At 67.0% G+C, this 16,827-nt stretch carries 16 protein-coding genes; 4 read left to right on the top strand and 12 right to left on the bottom strand.

What is annotated here, in order from left to right; translation table 11 throughout:
• Positions 1-12: 12 nt before the first annotated feature.
• From ACPZVR_RS15430 to ACPZVR_RS15390, 9 genes are all read right to left on the bottom strand, one after another.
• Positions 13-1,773 (bottom strand): helix-turn-helix domain-containing protein, encoded by a 1,761-nt coding sequence (locus tag ACPZVR_RS15430; RefSeq protein ID WP_436700490.1) that lies wholly within the window; start codon positions 1,771-1,773, stop codon positions 13-15.
• 136 nt (positions 1,774-1,909) lie between these two features.
• Positions 1,910-3,448: a sugar ABC transporter ATP-binding protein gene (locus tag ACPZVR_RS15425; RefSeq protein ID WP_436700489.1), complete on the bottom strand. Its 1,539-nt coding sequence runs from the start codon at positions 3,446-3,448 to the stop codon at positions 1,910-1,912.
• Between the two features lies 1 nt (position 3,449).
• On the bottom strand, positions 3,450-4,478 hold the full coding sequence (locus ACPZVR_RS15420; RefSeq protein WP_436700488.1) for an ABC transporter permease: 1,029 nt from the start codon (positions 4,476-4,478) through the stop codon (positions 3,450-3,452).
• Positions 4,479-4,486: 8 nt separating this feature from the next.
• Positions 4,487-5,506, bottom strand: coding sequence for a sugar ABC transporter substrate-binding protein (locus ACPZVR_RS15415; RefSeq protein WP_436700487.1), 1,020 nt, complete (start codon positions 5,504-5,506; stop codon positions 4,487-4,489).
• A 414-nt stretch (positions 5,507-5,920) separates the two neighbouring features.
• Complete coding sequence (locus ACPZVR_RS15410; protein WP_436700486.1) at positions 5,921-7,084, bottom strand: epoxide hydrolase family protein; 1,164 nt, start codon at positions 7,082-7,084, stop codon at positions 5,921-5,923.
• The gene (locus tag ACPZVR_RS15405; protein ID WP_436700485.1) at positions 7,081-7,914 is read right to left on the bottom strand and encodes a mycofactocin-coupled SDR family oxidoreductase; all 834 of its coding nucleotides are present in this window, start codon (positions 7,912-7,914) and stop codon (positions 7,081-7,083) included. Before ACPZVR_RS15405 ends, ACPZVR_RS15410 begins: the two co-directional genes overlap by 4 nt.
• Entirely contained in the window at positions 7,911-10,358 is a 2,448-nt protein-coding gene (locus ACPZVR_RS15400) for a xanthine dehydrogenase family protein molybdopterin-binding subunit (RefSeq protein WP_436700484.1), read from the bottom strand. Before ACPZVR_RS15400 ends, ACPZVR_RS15405 begins: the two co-directional genes overlap by 4 nt.
• A complete protein-coding gene (locus tag ACPZVR_RS15395) occupies positions 10,355-10,900 on the bottom strand; it encodes a (2Fe-2S)-binding protein (protein ID WP_436700483.1) in 546 nt (181 codons plus the stop codon). Before ACPZVR_RS15395 ends, ACPZVR_RS15400 begins: the two co-directional genes overlap by 4 nt.
• Entirely contained in the window at positions 10,897-11,820 is a 924-nt protein-coding gene (locus ACPZVR_RS15390; protein WP_436700482.1) for an FAD binding domain-containing protein, read from the bottom strand. The genes ACPZVR_RS15395 and ACPZVR_RS15390 overlap by 4 nt, the downstream gene beginning before the upstream one ends.
• A gap of 123 nt (positions 11,821-11,943) precedes the next feature.
• Between ACPZVR_RS15390 and ACPZVR_RS15385 the strand changes: the two genes are divergently transcribed.
• Positions 11,944-13,164 (top strand): M24 family metallopeptidase, encoded by a 1,221-nt coding sequence (locus ACPZVR_RS15385; protein ID WP_436700481.1) that lies wholly within the window; start codon positions 11,944-11,946, stop codon positions 13,162-13,164.
• Complete coding sequence (locus ACPZVR_RS15380; protein WP_436700480.1) at positions 13,161-13,904, top strand: HpcH/HpaI aldolase family protein; 744 nt, start codon at positions 13,161-13,163, stop codon at positions 13,902-13,904. Before ACPZVR_RS15385 ends, ACPZVR_RS15380 begins: the two co-directional genes overlap by 4 nt.
• Here the strand turns inward: ACPZVR_RS15380 and ACPZVR_RS15375 are convergent.
• From ACPZVR_RS15375 to ACPZVR_RS15365, 3 genes are all read right to left on the bottom strand, one after another.
• Positions 13,901-14,563: a GntR family transcriptional regulator gene (locus ACPZVR_RS15375; protein ID WP_436700479.1), complete on the bottom strand. Its 663-nt coding sequence runs from the start codon at positions 14,561-14,563 to the stop codon at positions 13,901-13,903. The genes ACPZVR_RS15380 and ACPZVR_RS15375 overlap by 4 nt on opposite strands.
• A 196-nt stretch (positions 14,564-14,759) precedes the next feature.
• Positions 14,760-15,215: a hypothetical protein gene (locus tag ACPZVR_RS15370; RefSeq protein WP_436700478.1), complete on the bottom strand. Its 456-nt coding sequence runs from the start codon at positions 15,213-15,215 to the stop codon at positions 14,760-14,762.
• A gap of 26 nt (positions 15,216-15,241) precedes the next feature.
• Positions 15,242-15,712: a lipocalin-like domain-containing protein gene (locus ACPZVR_RS15365; protein ID WP_436700477.1), complete on the bottom strand. Its 471-nt coding sequence runs from the start codon at positions 15,710-15,712 to the stop codon at positions 15,242-15,244.
• 65 nt (positions 15,713-15,777) lie between these two features.
• On the opposite strand from ACPZVR_RS15365, the gene ACPZVR_RS15360 reads away from it, so the two are divergent.
• Positions 15,778-16,113 carry a MoaD/ThiS family protein gene (locus tag ACPZVR_RS15360; protein WP_436700476.1) on the top strand — a complete coding sequence of 112 codons (336 nt, stop codon included), beginning with the start codon at positions 15,778-15,780 and terminating at the stop codon, positions 16,111-16,113.
• A gap of 4 nt (positions 16,114-16,117) precedes the next feature.
• Complete coding sequence (locus ACPZVR_RS15355; RefSeq protein WP_436700475.1) at positions 16,118-16,600, top strand: molybdenum cofactor biosynthesis protein MoaE; 483 nt, start codon at positions 16,118-16,120, stop codon at positions 16,598-16,600.
• The last annotated feature ends 227 nt before the right edge of the window (positions 16,601-16,827 follow it).

Genomic DNA, 16,827 nt, shown 5'->3' with positions numbered 1-16,827 from the left:
GGTTGGTCGGCACTACAGGCCGAACTGACTGATTTTTCGATAGAGGCTCGACCGGGAGATGCCTAGTTCCAGGGCGGCTTGGACCTTGTTGCCACCCGAGGCGTCGAGTGCGGCCAGCAGCGCGTCCCGCTCTACCCGCTCCATCCAGCTCAGGCGGTGGCGCTCGACCTGAGCGCGGACATCGGCAGGGAGGTCGGCCTTTGTCACGACCACAGGGTGACGCGCGAGCGTCCGCAGCACGACCTGCTGGAGCTCACGCAGATTTCCGCGCCACGGGAGCTTCATGAGCGCATCCAAGGCATCAGGTGCCCAACGGACCCTGCGCCCCCGGGCCTCGCTCACTGCAGCGACGAGGCGGGGGATGTCATTGATCCGCTCGCGCAGAGGAGGGATCTCGACGTGGCGTTCGGCGAAGAGCCCGAAGAAGGACAGTTCGACGGTGCTGTGCTGGCCGTCGACAAGGCTCGGCGCGGCAAAGGCTGTGGCGACGAGTCGGGCATTGCTGCCTTGCACTCGTGCCGCCCAGACCTCCTGGAGGGAGGCGAGGACCTCGCGCCGACTCTTGTCGACGTGACCGAGGACGACACCGTCGCCGCGGAGAACGGCGGCCCGGAACTCTGCGACGCATGCGGCAGCGTCGACGTCGTGGCAGGCGTCGATGACGACGACCTTTCCCCGCGTCTCGAGCGTGCGTTGGGCGGCAGTCAGCTTGCCGCAACCGGGCTCCCCGGTGACGAGAACCGGTGAGCCATCGTCGACGCCGGCCGCCAGCGAACGGAGCGCCTGCGCGTGGAGCGTACTCGTCCCGGCATCCTCACCCGCGGCCCGAGGACGACGTGCCGGCGCCTCCAACTCGACGAAGAGACTCTCGTCATCACCGAGTGTCGACACGGTCGCCTCGACCAGCGCGCCGTCACCCAGGGCGATGGACCGCCGTGCACTCTGCGCCCGCCTCTCTCGGCGCACCTCAGACCGCAGGACGGCCAAGTCGGCACTGGAGAGCAGCGCTGTCGAGCGCGAGTCGGCGACGCACAGGTCGCTGGTCAGCAAGAGGGAGGCACGATCGGGCCGCCGGCGACGGAGGTACTGGTCGACCAAGGCACGCGTCCGGTCTCCCTCCTGGAACTGCAGTGCCGAGCGAAGTTCCGTTCCGGCCCACTTGAGGAGGGCCAGGATCACTCGAGGGTCATCGCCGACCGGGAGCGCCAGACCGATGATGGCGGCGGAGCGGCGGCTGATCGGGTGCTGGACCGGTACCGCTGCGCACAGACGGCCCGTGAACCGTCGCGACCAGTGCTCGTGACCGGTGATCACCTTCGGGTATCCGTCGGCCAAGGCAGTGCCGATGGCGTTGGTGCCAGCGTCCTCTTCGCGCAACGACGTTCCCACCCTCGTGGGCTCACCGGCCGCCTGGTCGGTGTCGCCGAGCTGCCACACGCCGATGACCTGACCGGCTCCGTCGGCGAGCACCAGCTCGGATGCGGTACCGGACAAGGCGTCACGAAGGCGGCCGATGACAGGATCGGCCAAGCCCATCAGCCGGTCTGCGGAGACCGCCAGCTCGTGTGTGCGGGTCGGCCCCTCGGGGTCGACCCCGGCCGCCCACGAGCGCAGCCACGACATGGCGATCTCAGGTCGCACCGCGGCCCGCAACTCGGGCGTGAGGTCGCCCGTCCGAGCGAAGACACGACGCGCCTCGGCCACCGAGATGTCACGCAGAACCTGCTCCGCCTGAGGCTGCCGCCGGTCTACGCGTTCGCTCACGTTGAGCATGATCCCCACCTCCAGAACACAGTCGCCTGTCGACAGACGACAATGGCCCAGATCACACTCATTGTCAAGGGCTCCCTCAAGCACGATGCCCCCGTGCTTCGTCGCACGGGGGCATCGAGTCGAGGGTCCGGCAGGCCTATCCGACAGCAGCTCCGGTGGCCGGCTCATGGCTGTAGGACAGGTCGAGCAGATTCGACTGGGTGATCTCGTCACCGACCAGCTGACCGCTGACCCGACCCTCGGCCATCACCAGGACGCGGTCGCACAGACCAGGCAACTCTTCGTTGTCGGACGACGCCACGATGACGGCGGCACCGGCGGCCGCCAACGACCGGATCTGCACCCTGATGGCTTCCTTGGCGCCCACGTCGATCCCAGCAGTGGGCTCGTCGAAAGCGAACACGCGTGGCCCCGTCATCATCCACTTGGCCAGCAGGGCCTTCTGCTGGTTGCCGCCGGAGAGAACCCGCATGGGCGCCCGCAGGCGGCCGGCGGGCCCGGCCACGTCCGCGATCGCGCGCTCGACCGCCTGGTGTTCGCGCCGGCGATGCACCACCAGCCGAAGTCGCCGGAACTTGGCAAGCGAAGGAAGCGACACGTTCTCGGCGACGGTCAGCTCCTGGAACCCCGCCTGATGCCGACGATCCTCCGGGAGGAAGGCGATCCCGGACGCGACGGCTGAACGAATCGACGGTCGGGTGACCACGCGCCCTCGCCACGTCAGGGCACCCTGCATGGGCCGATCGGCTCCTACCAACATCCGCAGCACCTCGGTGCGGCCAGAACCCACGAGCCCGGCGAGCCCCACCACCTCGCCGGAGCGGAGCTCGACGTCCACGTCCCGGACGCGACCTCGTGCAAGTCGCTCTGCCTTGAGCAGCACTTCGGCCTCGCCCACCGAGCGCCTCGCACCGGTCCGGCTGGTCACACCGGCGTCCGTTGGGACGTCACCCATGAGCCTGACCAGCTGCGGCACGTTCGCCTCAGCAAGCGAACCAGTGTGCGTCGTACGGCCATCGCGCAGAACGCTCACATCCTGGCAGAGGTCCACGACCTCCTGAAGGCGGTGGGAGACATACAACAGCGCCACGCCATCGGCGCGCAACCGTTCGATCGCGCTCGCGATTCCCTCGACCTCACGAGGTGAGAGCGACGCCGTCGGCTCGTCCATCACGAGCACCCGACACGTCTGCGAGGTCGCCTTTGCGATCATCATCAACCGCAGCTGAGCCGGCGACAGCCCGTCGACGTCATCGCGGACGTCGACCGCCAATCCGACCTGGTCGACGATTTCCTGGGCATCTCGAACCATCGCACGACGGTCGACGAACACCCCCGCGGACCTTCGGTAGCGGCCCATCAGCACGTTCTCGGCGATCGACAGCCCACGGCCGACCACCAGTTCTTGGGGGATCACCTGGATCCCCTGACTGATCGCGTCCCGAGGCGCGTGAAAGTCGACAGGCACTCCGTCGATCGTCAACATGCCCGCGTCGCGCCGGATCCTTCCCGACAGAATCCCGATCAGCGTCGATTTGCCCGCTCCGTTGGGACCGATCAGCGCCGTTGCAGTTCCTGGACGCAGCGTCAGCGCCGCCTCCTTCAGCGCATGAACTCCTCCGAAAGAACGCCGCATCCCGGACGCAGTGAGGACCGGGGCGACTTCGCCGCTCACCTCAGGCCGCCAATCGGCGGCCGAGCTGAGCCGACATGACCGCGAGCACGAGCACGGCGCCCTGGATCAGGTTGGCCACGGCAGGCGAATAGTTCATCTGGACGATGCCGTTCTGGAGAGCGGCGAGGAATACCACGCCTACCGCCGAGCCAACCACGTGGAACGAGCCCTTGCTCATGAAGGTGGACCCGAGGAAGCAGGCGGCATAGGCCGGCAGCAGGAGCCCGATGCCGGCATTGGGGTAATACGACTGTGCTTGGGCAGCGAGCAAGATGCCGGCAAGGGAGCAGCCGAGACCGACGAGCGCGAACGAAGATGCGCGGATCATCTTGTCGCGGATACCCGACAGCCTCGCGGCTTCCACGTTCGCGCCGACCGCAGAGACCTGCCGGCCCCAGAGGGTTCGATCCTGGGCGAGCCAGAGCAGACCCACCACGACGACCTCGAGCACGATGACCAGAGGCACTGGTCCCACCTCTACGCGCGCCAGGTCGGTGAAGGCCTCCGGGATTCCCAGGCTGATCTGCTGGTTGTCCGAGATCTTGACCTCCAGCCCGAGCAGGATGCTGCCGGCCGCCAGGGTGATGACGAACGCGGAGACCCCGGACCAGGCGATGACCACGCCGAGCACGACACCCACCCCGATACCGACGAGCGCCGTGACGAAGAGGGCCGACGACACCGTGAGGTGATGGTGGGCGAGCAGGACGACCACCAGCGCGCACGAGAACTGCGCCTGGTAGCCGACAGAGAGGTCGAAGTCGCCGACACGCAGCGGCACCGTAAGTACCGCTGCCATGAGCAGCAGAGGAGCGGCGATGCTGAGCAGGCCCTTGGCGTTGTCCCACGTCAGGAACGTGCCGGGCAGGTTGATGGCGAAGAAGGCGATGACGGCGAGGCAGGCAAAGGCAGTGCCGTACCGCAGCAGAGCCGCGCCACGCGGGCCGCTGCTACGCGGTGCAACCGGCGGGCTCTCGAGGACCTCGTGGTCCGGGGTGACCGGGGGATCGGCTTGGGTGATCGATGTCATCGTGGCACCTACTCCGTGGCCGTCGTGGGCTCAGGGAGCGCCTCGAGCTGGTAGCCCTGGGTCTCCCAGTCGGCGTAGATCTTCTTGCCGATGTCGGGGAACGGATAACTTGCAGCTCCGGCTGGCATGTCGGCACTCGTGACGACCTTGAAGATGTGCGGGTACTTGGCGACCTCGACGTCGGCAGAGATCTCAGTTCCCTTGACGAAGTGGTGCAGCAGGGCGTCGGCGGCGTGCCACCCGGTGTACCAGTTGGTCGCGTCGAGCACGACTGCGCTCTTGCAGGTCTCCAGCGCCTTCGCGGTGTCCGGGAAGGTGAACTGCGAGAGCACCACGATGTCCGTGCGGCCCTTCTCCTTGAGGAGGTTGCAGATCGGGGCGAGCTGGGCATCGATGCTCGAGAAGATGACCTTCACGTCGGGATTGGCGGCCAGCTGGTCGCGCACCGAGTTGATGGTGTCCGAGACGAGGTTGGCGGGGTCGATCTGGTGCTCCGCGACGACGTTCATGCCGTAGAGGTCCATCAACGGGCGGAAGACGTCGCTGCGCATCCGCACACCCTGCTGGGGGTCGAAGTTCTGCATGATCACGTCGGACCCGGGCGGTACGTGGACGCCCACCCAGTCGGCGGCCATGACACTCTGCACCGCCTCGCTGGGTCGGAAGATGGCAGCGATGAGGTTGTCGTCGTCCGGAACGTAGCCGCTGAGGCCCACGACCGGGGTTCCCGACTTCTTGAACGACTGCAGCGCCGGCAGAATGCTGCTCGGCGGCGCAGCGATCGACACGAATGCATCGACCTTCTGCTGGACGAAGGACTGGCTGATCGAGCCGAGAAGGCCGGGCTGTCCCTGAGCGTCCTGGACGATCACCTCCCAGCCGAGTGCGGTGGCGGCGCGAACGAACTCGTCGGCGAGCTGCTTCTGGATGTAGGAGGCGCCGACGTAGATCAGCAGGCCGATCTTCTTCTTCGGAACCTCCAGCGAGTCAGCCGGAGCCGGGGCGTCGGCGTCAGTCTGCGACCCCACGCCCCTCTCCGAACCGACCGAGCCCGTGCGGCGCTCTCCCTGGCTTGATCCTTGATCCTCGACTGGTGTGGCGGTGCAGGCGGAGGTAGCGAGGGCGATCCCGACCACCAGCCCCACCGCGGATGCGTAAGTGGAACGTTTGAACATGTTGGCGTCCTTCGGATGAGTCGACGGTCGCGTCCAGGCACAGGACGCTGGCACGTCGGCGGCGGAGATGAATGACCCGAGAGGCGGGCGGCGAGCTCGCTGCCTGCCCGCGTACCAGCAGGCTAGGAGCCGGTGGTGTCCGCCGGTTGTCGCAATGTGGCACAAGCCACATCGTCGGCCCCGTCCGTCCCAACGACGCGCAACAGGCCCGCACCTGGTATCGGGTGCGGGCCTGCTAGGTGGCTATCGGCTGGCGGAGCCAGCCGGTCAGGGCACGAGCGCGAAGAACGCCCGGATGTCCTCCACCAGCGCGTCGGGTTCCTCGACCGGAGCGAAGTGTCCTCCCGACTTCATGTACGTCAGGTGGACGAGGTTGTAGTAGTCCTCCATCCACGTCCTCGGCATGATCAAGTTCTCGTCGGGAAACACGGCGATGCCCGTGGGCACCTCGATGACGGGACGCCTGTCGTGCGAAGGCTGCCAGAGGTCGTTGGCCGCCTCCCAGTAGAACCGGGCAGAGCTGACGAAGCTCTCCGTGAGCCAGTACAGCATCGTCAGGGTGATCGAGTCGTCCTTGGAGAACCTGCTCTCGATGTCCCCCTCGGTGTGCCCCCACCACCGCCGTCGCTCGATCAGCCAGGCCATCAGGCCGACAGGCGAGTCGTGCATGGCGTAAGAGAGCGTCTGCGGCTCCCTGGTCTGCACCGCGATGTGGCTGACGCAGTGCTCCATCTTTGCCGCGGTGTGGTGGAAGTAGTCGACCTCGTCGTCCGCGTACTCGTCCAGCGACGGGATGCCCGCCTCGAAGAAGTTCAGGGGAAGCGAGAGGCTGAGATGGATGCCGCGCAGGTACTCGGAATGGCGGTGTGCCATCTGCGAGGTGACCAGCTGCCCCCAGTCACCGCCCTGAGCGGCGAAGGTGTCGTAGCCGAGCTCGTCGCGCATCAACCGCACCCACAGGTCTGCTGTCTTCTGGAAATTGATGCCGGTGCGACGCAACGGGGTCGAGAAGCCGAACCCCGGCAACGATGGCACCACGACATCGAACGAGACCGCCGGGTCGAGACCGTGCGCGGCAGGGTCAGTCAGCGGGCCGATGACCTTCTCGAAATCCCAGAACGTCCAGGGCCAACCGTGGGTCAGGATCAGGGGGATCGGGTCCGGTCCCTTGCCCCGCTCATGGATGAAGTGGATCGGCACGTCGTCGATCGTGGTCCTGAAGTGCTGGTAGGTGTTCATCCGGCGCTCCTGCGCGCGCCAGTCGTAGCCGTCCTTCCAGTACTCGACGACCTCCTTGAGGTACGCGGCGTCGACGCCGTACCGCCAGTCGTCGTTCTCCATGTCGTGCGGCCAGCGAGTCATCTCCAGCCGACGCGCCAGGTCCTGCAGGGCCTCATCGGGGATGGCGATCTTGAACGGTTCGACGCTCACTTCGCCAGCTCTCCCAGGTCGATCGGCAGGACGGCACCGGTGATGTGGCGAGCGTCTTCGGACGCAAGGAACAGCATCGCGTTCGTGATGTCCTCCGCCTCTGTCCACGGCTCCGGGTACGGGTGGTTGCCGGCAGACACCTCGGCCACCTGCTCGACCGTCGGGTCCTCGAGGTCAGGACGGAAGAGGCGGCGATTCGCGACGTTCTGGATCATCCCGGTGTCGACGCTCGTCGGCGCCACCGCATTCACCCTGATCCTGGCAGGTCCGAGTTCGTTGACGAGGCTGCGCATGAGACCGACGACGGCGTGCTTCGCAGCGGTGTAGTGCCCAATGTTCTGAATTCCCTTCAGACCGGCGACCGAGCTCGTGAGGATGATCGAGGCCCCTGCACCCAGATGGGGAATGGTCGCCTTCACCGTGTGCCACACCCCCGTGAGGTTGATGTCGATGACATCGCGCCACTGGTCCTCGGTCAACTCGGCCACCGTGCCGTAGGAAACGACTCCTGCGTTGGGCAGCACGACGTCGATCCGGCCGAGCTCAGCGATCCCCGCGGAAACCGCTGCCTCGACATCCGCCAGGCGGCGGACATCGCCCTCGCACGCCACCGCCCGACGACCCGTCGCCTCGACCATCGCAACGGTCTCCTTCAAGTCGACACTCGTGCCGAGCTCATAGGGCACCGAGGGGAAGTCGGTACACGCGTCCATCAGGATGATGTCGGCGCCTTCCTCGGCGAATCGCACGGCGTGACTTCGGCCCTGTCCCCGTGCGCCGCCACTGATGAAGACGACCTTGTCGTCGAACCGTCCCAATGTGCTGCTCACTTTCCCTGTTCGATCATGGTGGTGATCCGCTCCGGGGTGGCCGGCAGGTCGAGGACCCGCACGCCGAAGTCCCGGAGCGCATCGTCGATGGCCGAGGAGAGCGCGGAAGGCGCCATCAAGCGGCCCGCCTCACCCCCTCCCTTCACGCCGTTCGCGGTGATCGGCGACGGAGTCTCCTCGTGCCCGATCCGGATCTCTGGAACGTCCATCGCCGTCGGCATCAGGTAGTCCCAGAACGTCGTGGTCAGCGGCTGACCGCTCTCGTCGAACGCGAACTCCTCGGACAAGGTGGTCGCGATCCCCTGGGCCGTGCCGCCGACGATCTGGCCGTCGTACGAGCGCGGGTTGACGAGCACCCCCGAGTCGTGAACCGCGGCGTAGTCGAGGATCGACACCTGCCCCGTCTCGGGGTCGACCTCTACCACCGCGAGGTGGCAGGCGTGCCCGACGCAGGGGTAGAAGATGCCCAGGTCACTGCGGTCCGCAGCCGGCTTGGTGAGGAACGGGTGGTCGTAGACGAAGCTCGCGTCGAGCGCGGACTCCATGCCCTCGGGGAGGTCGATCTTGTAGAAGTGCGCGATCTCCGCCAGCTGCGCCAGGGACAACCGGGTCTCCGGCAGGTCCTTGAGCTGGAAGCCTCCGTCGACCCACTCCAGCTCGTCCTTCTTGACAGCCAGGCGGTGCGCGGCGATCAGCCGCATCTTGTCCTTGAGCACCTTCGAGGCCCCTTGAACCGCACCGGCCAGCATGACCGTCAGACGACTACCGCCGGGACCGGCGGCGGGCAGACCGCCCTTGCTGCCGTGGTGCTGGACCGCGACGTCGTGGGGGTCGATGTCGAATTCCTCCGCCAGGAGCATCGCGGCGACGGTGTCCGGACTGTTGCCCTCGAACGGCTTGGAGAACAACGTGACGGTGAAGCTCGCCTGCGCGTCGATGCTGATCCGGACGCCCTCCGGTGACGAGGTCGGGCCGTCGAGGACCTTGTCGCTCCAGAACCAGAACTCAGTCGGACCGTAGACGCTGCGTTCGTTGCACGTCGCGACACCGATCCCGATGTGGCGACCGGAAGCGCGCAGCTCCGCCTGCTTCTCCCGCCACCCGTCGTAGTCGAGCAGCCGGAGCGCGTGGTCCAGCACCGGCTCGTAGTCACCGGAGTCGTACATGTTGCCGCCGGGCGCGCGGTAGGGGAACTGATCAGGCTGAATGAAGTTCATGCGGCGCAGCTCGGTGGGATCCATCCCTAGCTCGGCAGCCGCCTTGTCGACCATCCGCTCCAGGACCCAGTTGCCAGCATCCGTCCCGAAGCCGCGGTAGGCACCCTGTTGGGTCTTGTTGGTGAGCACGGCGCGGACGTGGTACTTGAGGGCACGCATCCGGTACGGGCCCGTGGGCTGAGCCATCGCGTTGCCGTGCGACGCCACGCCGAACTGGATGTAGGCGCCGTAGTCGTCGACCACGTCGATCTTCAAGCCCTTGAGCTCGCCCGTGCGCATGACGGCGAGCTCGACCTCGTAGTAGCGGTCCGACCCGATCTGGTCACCGTTGAAGGTGTGGTCGAGCCGGTCCTCGACATACTTCACCGGCCGGCCGGTGTACTTGGCCATCATCGCTGCGGTCAGCGCGGCCCGCCAGCACAGTTGCTTGGCGCCGAAGCTCCCGCCGGCGTAGTAGGGCTTCATGTCGAACTTGTTGCCGGGGATGCCCAGCGCGGCAGCCAGCGCAAAGTGTCCCGTCGTTCCACTCAGGCTGTTGGAGTGGATCGTCAGCTCACCGGTTCCCTCGTCGTACTCCGCGATGGCACCTGTGGTGTCAAGGGGCGTACCGGCAGAGCGGCGCCACCGGAGCCGGTCCTTCACCACGATGTCGGCATCGGCGAAGGTCTGCTCGGGGTCCCCGAACTCGAACGTGTGCTCGAGCGCAACGTTGGTCTCCAACAGGTCGTGGACCAGGTTGCTGGTGTCCTCGGCCGCGGCGAGTGGATCGACGATCGGCTCCAGCACCTCGTAGGTGACGTCGATCAGCTCGCGCGCATCCTCGGCAAGGTACCGGTTCTCGGCGACCACGACCGCGACACCCTCGCCGACGTAACGGACCTTGTCCGCGGCGAGGACGCGCCACACGTGCTTGTCCGGGTGAGGTCCCGCCTCCGGGATGGGGGCGATGTAGGACGCGGCCTCGGGCCCGGTCATCACCGCGACGACTCCCGGTGCCCTGCGCGCGCGCTCGGCGTCGATCGCGACGATCCTGGCGTGGGGGTGCGGGCTGCGCAGCACCACCGCGTGGAGCATGCCGTCCAGCACGACGTCATCGATGTAACGGCCGCGCCCCCGGAGGAGCTTGGGGTCCTCGACCCGTTTGATCGACGTCCCGATCACCTTCCGCTGCTCGGGAGGTACGGCGGTGCCCTTGAGGTCGTCCGGCGACACCTGTGCGGCACTCATGCCTGCCCCCCACGCGCGGATCGGATCTCCGCTGCACGCATGGCAGCGTCGACGATGAACTGGTAACCCGTGCAGCGGCATAGGTTGCTCGAGATCCCTTCCCGCACCTCTTCGCGAGTCGGCGTGGGGTTCTCGTCGAGGATCTCTTCGACCCGGAGCATCATTCCCGGAGTGCAGAAGCCGCACTGCAGGCCCTGCTTCTCCCAGAACGCCTGCTGAACGGGTCCGAGCTGCTCGGGCGACGCAGCCATGCCCTCGATCGTCCGCACGTCCGCGCCATCGACCTGGACGGCGAGCGTGATGCAGGAGCGAAGGGTCTGTCCGTCGACGCGGACCGTGCACGCGCCACAGACGCCCTGGTCGCAGGCGGCGTGAGTGCCGGTGAGCCGAAGGTCCTGACGCAGGACGTCGACCAGCATCCGCCGGCCCTCGACTTCCACCTCCCGCCGCTGGCCGTTGACCGTCAAGGTGACGGGATAACGGGTGTCGGGCGTGCTCAGCTCACCCTCGACGGGCGTCAGCGGTTCAACGAGTTCGGTCATCGGGCATCTCCTTCGGTTTGTGACGCTCGATCCATGGCGGCCGTCATGGCGAGGCGGGCTTGGGTGCGGGCGACCTTCGTGCGGTACGACCACGAGGCGATCGAGTTCGCCCGCACAGGCACGATGTGGGCTGCCACGTCGCCGTCCGGACGAGGTTCGATGCCCTCTGCGACGAGGGCCGCTGCCTCGGCGAGGAGGTCAACCGTCCAGCGCTTTCCCACGAGTGCCTGCTCGGCGACGCGAGCACGGACCGGACGATCACTGATGCCGCACAGGGCGACCGCGGCGGTCTCGATGACCCCGTCCGAAACGGTGAATGCGACTCCCGCGCCGGCAAAGGGGAAGTTGCCGTTCCGCGGAGTGAGCTCGCGCCAGGCCCAGCCGTGGCCGGCGCCCGCCACGGGAAAGCGCACTTCGACCACTAGCTCGTCAGGACGTCGGGACGTCGCGAAGGGCCCCGTGAAGAACTCGCCCGCGGGAACAGACCGGCGGCCGGATGAACTCTGGAGGACGATTTCTGCATCGAGGGCGAGCGCGACGGCCGGCAGCTCTGCAACAGCCGAGGCGTGCGCGATGCTGCCGACGACCGTCCCTCGGTGCCGGATCGGCGGGTGGGCAACATGGGAGACGGCCTCCGCAAGGAGCGGCACGAGCTCCGCGACGACCGGCGAGTTCTCCACCGTGGACTGGCGGGTCATGGCACCGACGACGAGCTGGCCCCCGTCCCTGCGGATGAAGTCGAGCTCGCGGACACCCCCGATGTCGATTACATCGGGGGGCGCCGACAGGCGCAGGTTCATCGAGGGAACGAGGCTCTGCCCTCCTGCGAGGACCCGGGCATCGGGACCGAGCCGGCCGAGCAGCGCGGCTGCATGCTCCGCGGACGCGGCGCGGTGATAGGCGAACGGTGCGGGCTTCATGACCGCGAACCTAGGCCGACCTGGGCGGGTCGTGAGTGTTCGACTCTGGGACACCCATGGCAGTCGGAGCGCGAAGTCAGGCTCACGATTCCTCCTCGTTCAGGACGGCATCGCCGTCAAGCGTTGACACAGTGTGCCCCCCGACCTACCTTTCTGTCGACAGGCGACCGTCGCCAGCCTAAGGAGAATCTCATGGAGCCCCCCTTCGATCACCGACGCCTCGACGAGCTGATGGACGCAGCGGGCCTCGACGCCGTGCTGGTGACGTCGAAGCACAATGCGCAGTACCTGCTCGGCGGCCACCGCTTCTTCTTCTTCGACTACATGGACGCGATCGGCGTCAGTCGGTACCTGCCCGTCGTCATCTATGTGCGCGATCGCCCGGACCTCACCAGGTACATCGCCAACTCCAACGAGGCGTGGCAGCTCGACAACGACCCCGTGTGGGTACCCGAGGTCTCGCTGGTCAGCTGGGGCTCCGTCGACCCCATCGAGGAGGCGCTTCAGCACCTCGACCGGGTGCTGCCCACCGGCGCGGCGATCGGCATCGAGTCCGCGTTCATGCCGGCGGACGCATTCACCCGGCTCTCCTTGGCTGGCAGGTACCGCATTGAGGACTGCCTGTACGTGCTGGAGCGCCTGCGCGCACGGAAGTCGGCGGCCGAGCTGGAACTGGTGGAGCAGGCTTCGGCCAAGGTCGTGGACTCTATGCAGGCGGTCTTCGGGAAGCACGGCGAGGGCACCACCAAGCGGGAGCTGGTCGAGGCTCTTCGCCGCGAGCAGACCGACCGCGGGCTGACCTTCGAGTACTGCCTCGTCAACATGGGGACCAGCTTCAACCGAGGAGCCTCGGAGGATCGCTGGACACCTGGCGACCCCGTATGTCTCGACTCCGGGGGCAACTTCGGCGGCTACATCGGGGACGTGGCCAGGATGGCGGTCCTCGGCGAGCCCGACGCGGAGCTCGAGGACCTCCTGGCCGAGATCGACCTGATCCAGCTCGCCGCTCGCCAGCCCATTCACGCGGGAGCGCTCGGTCACGAGATCTACATGGCGGCCGACGAGGCATTGGCCGCCTCCTCCATCCGCCGCGAAACCACGTTCCTCGCCCACGGCATGGGCCTCATCAGTCACGAGGCCCCGCGACTGACGGACACCGGACCGGTGCCCTATCCGAACGCCGATGGTGGCCGCCCCCTCGAGGAGGGGATGGTCCTGTCGATCGAGACGACGCTGTGTCACTCCCGCCGGGGATTCATCAAGCTTGAGGACACGGTGGCGGTGACCGCCTCGGGCTTCCGCGCGTTCGGTGACGTTGCACGAGGCTGGAACGTCGCGGGATGAACGGTCTCGGCGGGTGGTGCCATGTCGACAGCCCCTACGTGGCCGAGGTGATGGGCAGTGCCGGTTTCGACTGGTGCTGCATCGACATGCAGCACGGCCTCGCTGATCGTGCCTCCTTGGTGCCAATGGTTCAAGCGCTGGAGCTGCGCGGGTGTCCGGTGTTGGTCCGGGTCCCCGAGTCGTGCGACGCGGCGATCGGACACGCGCTGGACGCTGGCGCCCATGGGGTGATCGTGCCGATGGTCACCTCGGCGGACCGCGCTCGTGAAGCTGCATCTCATTGCCACTATCCGCCGCGCGGCGTTCGCAGCTTCGGGCCCCTGCGAGCCAAGCTGGCTGCGCCCGCCGACTCGGCGGACGACCGACTGGCCCCCCGCTGCTACGTGATGATCGAGGACCGGGCCGGCTTGGAGAACCTCAGTGCCATCGCGGCAGCTCCCGGAGTCTCGGGAATCTTCCTTGGTCCAGCCGACCTGGGGCTCTCGCTCTGGGGTGACCCGCGACGAACCCACGATGAGTCCCTGCTCGAGATCGGGGCCGAGGTCGCACGCGCCTGCCAGGACGCCGGCATCCTGGCAGGCGTCTTCGCCGGCGGCGCCTCTGCCGCAGCCGATTGGAGCCGTATCGGCTTCACGATGATCGCCGTCGATTCAGACTCGAGCCTGTTGATGCATGCGTCACGAGCGCTCGTCGCCGAGGCACGCACCGCGCTGGCCGGCGTCGTGACGTCGACGCCTTAGCTGGCGCGTGCCTCGAGCTGCAGGACGAGACGCTCGGTGACGCCCTTGATGTGGCCCTCGACTGCGTCACGGAGGGCGAGGTTGTCGCCGGTCTTCATCGCTTCGTGGATGATGACGTGTTCGGCATAGGACGCCCGCGAGTGCTCCGCGAGCTGTCCGGCGAAGTTGGCGATCCGCCGGACATGACCTCGGATTCGGTCGACGTGGTCGACCAGCATGGGGTTGCCGCAGTTCTGCACGAACAGGTCGTGGAACTCGAAGTCCGAGCGAGTGAAGTTGTCGAACTTGCCCGCCTTGACCTCCTTGCCGAGCTCACGCAACTTGGCTCCCGCTGCCTTGACCTCGGACTCCGGGATCGAGGCCGAAGCGGCGGCCGCCGACTCCAGAGCCAGTCGCACGCCGTAGACCTGGCGGATGAGGTCCACACTGAGGTCCGGCACGGTGAATCCCCGCGGCCCTGACGCGTTGAGCAGTCCGTCCTCCTGGAGGCGGCGGATTGCTTCGCGCAGGGGCGAGCGGCTGATCGAGAAGCGGCGCGACAGGTCGTTCTCGCTCAGTGCCACGCCCGGTTCGAGGTCGCCCTCGACGATCCAACGCTTGAGCGTCTGGTAGGTCTGTTCCGCCAAAGAGGGCGCCCTCTGGGGAGCATTCTCCTCCACGGAGATCGATCCCCAGCGCGGGGAATCTTGAACCATGATCAGACCCTCTCCCGAGTTGCAACTGCCCACCGACTGTCGGAGGCACGAGATTCCGAACAGTATCCCTGCTCGTGCGGCGGTGGCACCCGGCGCTCTCCAGTGAGAGCCCGGGGTCCCGGTCGTGATTGTCTCAGGACCGACCCACGGCGAGGCTGCTTCATTTTGGGTCACTGTCGCCCTGGTGGGCCGCGGAACGTTGCCGTGACAAAACGGCGGCGAGCCGCCGCAGGCACCAGAGGTGGACCGCGGTGAGGACTCCCAGCAGAGCCCAGTCGAGAAGAGTGGCCGCGGGAGTGGTCATCGTGACCGACAGCGGCAGGCAAGCGACGGGTGGATGCCAGCCGGCGGCAGGCGAACTGATCAGGATCAGGAGGCCGACCGCCACCACGGCCCAACCAGGCATCGCGAACAACGAGGCCAGGAAGGTCGCGACAGACATCAGCGCGAAGCCTTGGGCGTAGGCAGCAAGAATCCGGCTGCTGTCGCCGCAGTAGCGCTCGGGCCAGTGAAGCGCGATGGCCGTGGTCCCCAACCAGGCAGACAGAGCAATCGGGCGGGGCAGCACGGTACTCAGGGCGAGTATCGGGATGCAGGCGACCGATGCGACGGCCACCGACGCCCGCACTGTTCCGCCGGGGATCACACCGAGTCCGACCCCGGCTGAGGGGCGGCTCGCCTCCAGGTCAGGCGCCCTGTCCGCATCACCCCGTGGACCGTGATCGGATCCACGATCCCCAACACGAGCAGGCCGTCTCCACGGAAGCTCATGCGTCGCAGGATCGGACGACCTGACCAGTTGGGGAAGAGGGAGACATCGGCGACGTGGGTCACGATCCCGTCCGCACCGACGTCGTACCGACCCGCGTAGGCGAGATAGCCGGCCGCTGCCGCGGCGCGCTCCGGCTCCGATCCACCATGAAGCTCCTCGGCTGCGAAGTGCGGTCGGTCGGCGGACGCGATCTGAACCGACATGTATCCATCAGCGGCATAGACGAGAACTCCCCGGGCCCCCTCCCCCAGAGGGTGCTCGACATGGCAACCGTCGAGATCCGTCGTCGAATAGTCGACGAGGGTCCACGCGCCTACCAACCGCCTCAGGGCTCCACTCATGCGTCCTCCAGTCCTCTCGAGTGCCCAGTCTTGCAGTATTGGTCGACTGTCGACAGACTAGTCTCATGAAGATGCTCTCTCAACTGTCGGACGCACCCGACATGGAGTCTTCTGCGCTCATTGAGCGAATCAGCGACGGCAACGACTGTGTCGTCATCAGTTACTGGGCGGCCGCGAAGTCGGCCGCTGGTGTAGCAGGCGAGCGAGTGCTTGCCGATCAACCGATCACGCTGGCGGCCCTGACATCTCTTCTCTGGCGAGACCGAGCCGACCTCGCGCAGATCCTGCCGATCTGTTCCGTGATCATCGACGGCCTGCCCGTCGCGTCGAGCGACCCGGCAACCGTCCTTGTCGCATCGGGCGCGCACGTGGAGTTCCTTCCCCCCTTCGCAGGAGGGTGAGCCGGTGACATCGAAGTGGGAGGTACCTGCATACTGCTCGGCAACCGGGATGAGTGTTCCGCGGACCGGGGCGGTGAGACATTGCGAACTGTCCGCGACCGCGCTCGACCTACAAAGCGTTGTCGACCAGCTCGACGACTCCACCTCGGGCGGTCTTGCGGTCTTCGTGGGTCGCGTCCGCAACCACGATCTCGGGCGCCAGGTCGTCGGCCTGGAGTACGTCGCGCATCCCAGCGCCCTCCAGCGCCTACGCGAGGTGTGCGCACGCGTGGTCGACGAGTTCGAGATCACCGGCGTCGCCGCGGTGCACCGGGTCGGACACCTCCAGGTCGGTGAGGCCGCGGTGATCGTCGCGAGCACTGCGCCGCACCGCGGGGATGCGTTCGAGGCAACTCGCGCGCTGATCGACCGCCTGAAGGAGACGGTGCCGATCTGGAAGCACCAAGCGTTCGTCGATGGCCGTGGCGAGTGGGTCGGAAGTCCCTGAACCATCCCCGCCGGTGTCACACGGCCCGTGACGACCTTCACCCACTTCGAGGAGAACGAACATGCTGACGGACAAATACGGTCGGACGGCCACTGACCTGCGCGTTTCGCTCACCGACAAGTGCAATCTGCGGTGCACCTACTGCATGCCGGGACTGCTGCACGGATAGGTGACATCTGATCTGTGGTGCCGAGAGGTGCCGCTGGAAGGATGTGCACTGTGCCGAA

The sequence above is a fragment of the Nocardioides segetis genome, from assembly GCF_051390595.1.
Taxonomy (GTDB): Bacteria; Actinomycetota; Actinomycetes; order Propionibacteriales; family Nocardioidaceae; genus Nocardioides.
Note: the sequence above shows the minus strand (reverse complement) of the source record. Positions and strands in the feature narration are given on the sequence as shown.